4 protein-coding genes are annotated in these 3,457 nt (G+C 36.0%); all 4 read left to right on the top strand.

What is annotated here, in order from left to right; genetic code table 11:
- Nucleotides 1-287 precede the first annotated feature (287 nt).
- On the top strand, nt 288-1,076 hold the full coding sequence (locus tag PR833_RS20145; RefSeq protein ID WP_172593507.1) for an endonuclease/exonuclease/phosphatase family protein: 789 nt from the start codon (nt 288-290) through the stop codon (nt 1,074-1,076).
- 379 nt (nt 1,077-1,455) lie between these two features.
- Nucleotides 1,456-2,643 carry an NAD(P)/FAD-dependent oxidoreductase gene (locus PR833_RS20140; RefSeq protein WP_004916265.1) on the top strand — a complete coding sequence of 396 codons (1,188 nt, stop codon included), beginning with the start codon at nt 1,456-1,458 and terminating at the stop codon, nt 2,641-2,643.
- A 13-nt stretch (nt 2,644-2,656) separates the two neighbouring features.
- The gene (locus PR833_RS20135) at nt 2,657-3,049 is read left to right on the top strand and encodes a hypothetical protein (protein ID WP_014656645.1); all 393 of its coding nucleotides are present in this window, start codon (nt 2,657-2,659) and stop codon (nt 3,047-3,049) included.
- Between the two features lie 17 nt (nt 3,050-3,066).
- Nucleotides 3,067-3,457 (top strand): PLP-dependent transferase (locus tag PR833_RS20130; RefSeq protein WP_272526473.1); only part of this gene is annotated, 391 nt, incomplete at its 3' end.

The following is a 3,457-nucleotide window of genomic DNA, read 5'->3' as shown; positions in this document are numbered from 1 at the left end:
TCAAGCCCCGTGAGATAACTCACGGGGCTTTTTTTATCTGTGCTTTAACCTCTTCCTGCATACTACATTTCTTCAATAGATTATGAACTTGCTTAGCGCAAACCATGTGTTTGATGCTTGCAAAATGCTATGAATAATTCAGAAATGGTTAATGAACAGATAATTATCAGTGGAGTTTAGCCTTAACTACATAAGATATAACAGGGTAGGTTTGATATACTACAAGCCATATGGTTTATAAAATTGCTAAAATGCTTTTAACTTCTAATTTTGTAGGGATCAGAAACGTGGCGAAAAGAACCTATTCTGTCAGATATATTGCAGGTCAACCCGCTAAACGTATTCAGCCAATGCCTGTACATATGTTAGGAGAATCATTACCCGTGGGGCTTCCCCTATTTGCGGCGGGAGAAACCTTAGATGTTGTGACATGGAATATTTATAAGCAACAGCGACCTAACTGGAAAAAGGTCCTTAATGAGTTAGTTAAAGATAAAAAACTGATTCTACTTCAAGAAGCTCAAATGTCGCCTGAGCTTATTTCATTCGCAGCCTCCCACAAACTGATAGCAGATCAAGTGCCCGCGTTGCCTTTTTCTCAGCATCCTGCTGGCGTAATGACATTAGCAACTGCTCATCCTATCTACTGTTGCCCGCTACGCGAAAAAGAGCCGTTATTGCGTTTAGCAAAATCGGCATTGATAACAGTTTATCCCTTGCCTAATGGGGAGCATTTGATGGTTGCAAATGTGCATGCCATAAACTTTAGTTTTGGTGTTGATGTTTATACAAGGCAATTAAGTAAATTAGGTGAGCATATATCGAAACACGTTGGCCCTGTACTTTTGGCTGGAGATTTTAATGCGTGGAGCCGCCAAAGGGTTAACGCCTTAAAACGCTTTGTTAGAAGCGTGGGGCTTAAAGAGGTTAACTATGATATTGATCAGCGCACTAAAGCGTTTGGACGGCCTTTAGATTATCTCTTTTATAGAGGCTTAAAAGTGAAAGATTGTTATGTCACAAACACAGATGCATCAGATCATAACCCAATTATTACTCAGTTTGACTTAGTATAAAAATTATTTGAGTACCTACCTATTAGTAATTTCATACTTAAAAAGCCATTTATAGTTATTCTGCTCTTACGATAAACATTATCGATATGTCAGTTGCAGATAATGTTTATTTGGCTAAAAACAAATATTTATTATTAGGCTGTATAAATAAGTTAGTCTTAAAATGAATGTTATTATTTTCATTCGGTAATTAAAAATAAAGATAACTATAATCTTGCTTATTTTTATTTAATGATAATTCACTGAATGTAATTAGTTTTATTTGGTGGATGAATATTAATTATTAATTAAATGTATGGCGAATTAATTAAATTAAACTATATTTATATATCTATATGATAACGATTTAACACAACTTAAATAATAGGTGGGTTAAAGTATGAAGCATATCGTCATAGTCGGTGGTGGTACAGGTGGTACAATGTTAGCGAATATCCTTGCAAGGAAACTTAATAAGGATATTTTTTCTAAAAAAATAAAAATAACATTAGTGACTGATAACCCTACTCATTATTATAAACCAGCTTTTATGTATGTTGCATTTAACTTATTCTTTAAAGAGGAGTTAAGTCGCCATGAACGATCGTTATTACGGCCCGAAATTAATTTAGTGATTGATAAAATTGAGTCCTTTGACTTTAAAAATAAAGAACTAAAGTCAAATAGTGGTAAGACTTTAAATTATGATTACTTAGTTATCGCGACAGGATGTGTTCCTAGGCCAGATAGAATAGAAGGGTTAAAAGAAATAGGTAACCACTTCTATTCTTATGAGCCAGCAAGAAAGTTAGCAGATCAATTATCAAAAATTGAAAAAGGTAGGATCTTTATCACCGTATCATTTCCTGAAACGCCAAATGTTCCTCATCAATGTGGTATTGCACCAATGGAAACGACATTGATGTTAGATGAATTTTTACGTAAACGTCGTGTAAGAGACAATATTGAAATTGTATACACCTACCCGACAGTTTCTCAATTATTACGTAATTGCCTTTTCCTTCAACAACCTGTTTGTGAAGCTATCCCTGAGATTTTTAATATAAAAAATATTAAAGCTCAACGAGGTTTTACATTAAGTAAAGTAGATCCAGACAAGAAAGTCGCTTATTCACAAGAAGGTGATGAGCAGCCTTTTGATATTTTAATTAGCACTCCGCCAATTACAGCTGTTGAAGCTGTGATTAATACAGGCTTAAGTGAGCACAATAATGGTGAAGGCTGGCTCCCAACAGATCATGAAACCATGCAAGTCTACGGCACAGATGGAGTGTATGTAATCGGTGATACCGTTGATTTGCCTATCAGTAAAGCAGGAGGGAGCTGTCATAACCAAGCTGGGATTATTGCTGATAATATTTTTGGTGAATTAACTTATGGTTATCCTGCGGCTATTTATGATGGGCGTGTACAAGCCGTTGCTCAAATGGGATTAAATGCAGGTATGCCATTACAGTATGACTATAAACATGATGTTATCCCAATACCTGCAACTAAGGTGGGAGGACTACTCAGAAATAGTTTCAATAGAGGTCTTTATTGGGCTGCTATCCGTGGTTTAGTGTAAGAGGGTAATTATCATGTCAAATGAAAATACGCACTCCAAACTTATTGAGCTACTTAATTCAGAGTCTGTAGATCATTTCGCCGAGAAAATATCACCACTGCTGCATTTAAAACGCTTAGATAATATCGTTGATCTACTTTCTTTAGTTTCTGACCTTGTTGATATTCTTGATTTAGGTACGGTTGAAAAATTATCCAATTCATTCGAAGACACGTTAACGCCAGTTTGGGAGCTAGGAACGGCATATAACATGGCTAAGATGGAGGCGATATATGATGATAAAACGCATAATTTTCGTTCAGTTTATAGCTTGTTAAAAGATCCAAATACTTTACGGGGGATTAGTATCCTATTAAGAACGTTGCAGATTATGGGTTCTAGGATACCTCAATCCAATGAGAAGTAATTTTTTAGGAGAGTGGTATGAGCTTAAATCAGAGGAATGCTTTTGATACTCGAATAATACACAGTTTTTATGACCAGCGTGAAAACAAAGGGGCGTTGGTTCCGCCTATATATCAAACCTCAACTTATTCATTTAGCAGTGCGGAAGAGGGAGCCGCCTGTTTCAGTGGTGAGAAAGAAGGGTATATTTACACAAGAATTAATAATCCTACGCTAGATTTGTTAGAAAAAAGGCTCGCTGATTTAGAAGAAGGTGAAGCAGCGATTGTATTTTCGTCAGGAATGGGAGCCATTACATCGACTTTTTGGTCTCTAATGAACCCAGGTGATGAGCTATTAGTTGATATGACGGTTTATGGGTGTACTTATTCCTTTTTTCATAATGGACTCGAGCGATTCGGTATTCAGG

The organism is Providencia sp. PROV189 (assembly GCF_028480065.1).
Classification (GTDB): domain Bacteria; phylum Pseudomonadota; class Gammaproteobacteria; order Enterobacterales; family Enterobacteriaceae; genus Providencia; species Providencia stuartii.
This window is presented reverse-complemented; position numbering and strand designations above follow the sequence as displayed.

Coding starts and splice junctions, on each gene's coding strand:
- PR833_RS20135 (WP_014656645.1), top strand. CDS start 2,657: ATGTCAAATGAAAATACGCACTCCAAACTTATTGAGCTACTTAATTCA.
- PR833_RS20140 (WP_004916265.1), top strand. CDS start 1,456: ATGAAGCATATCGTCATAGTCGGTGGTGGTACAGGTGGTACAATGTTA.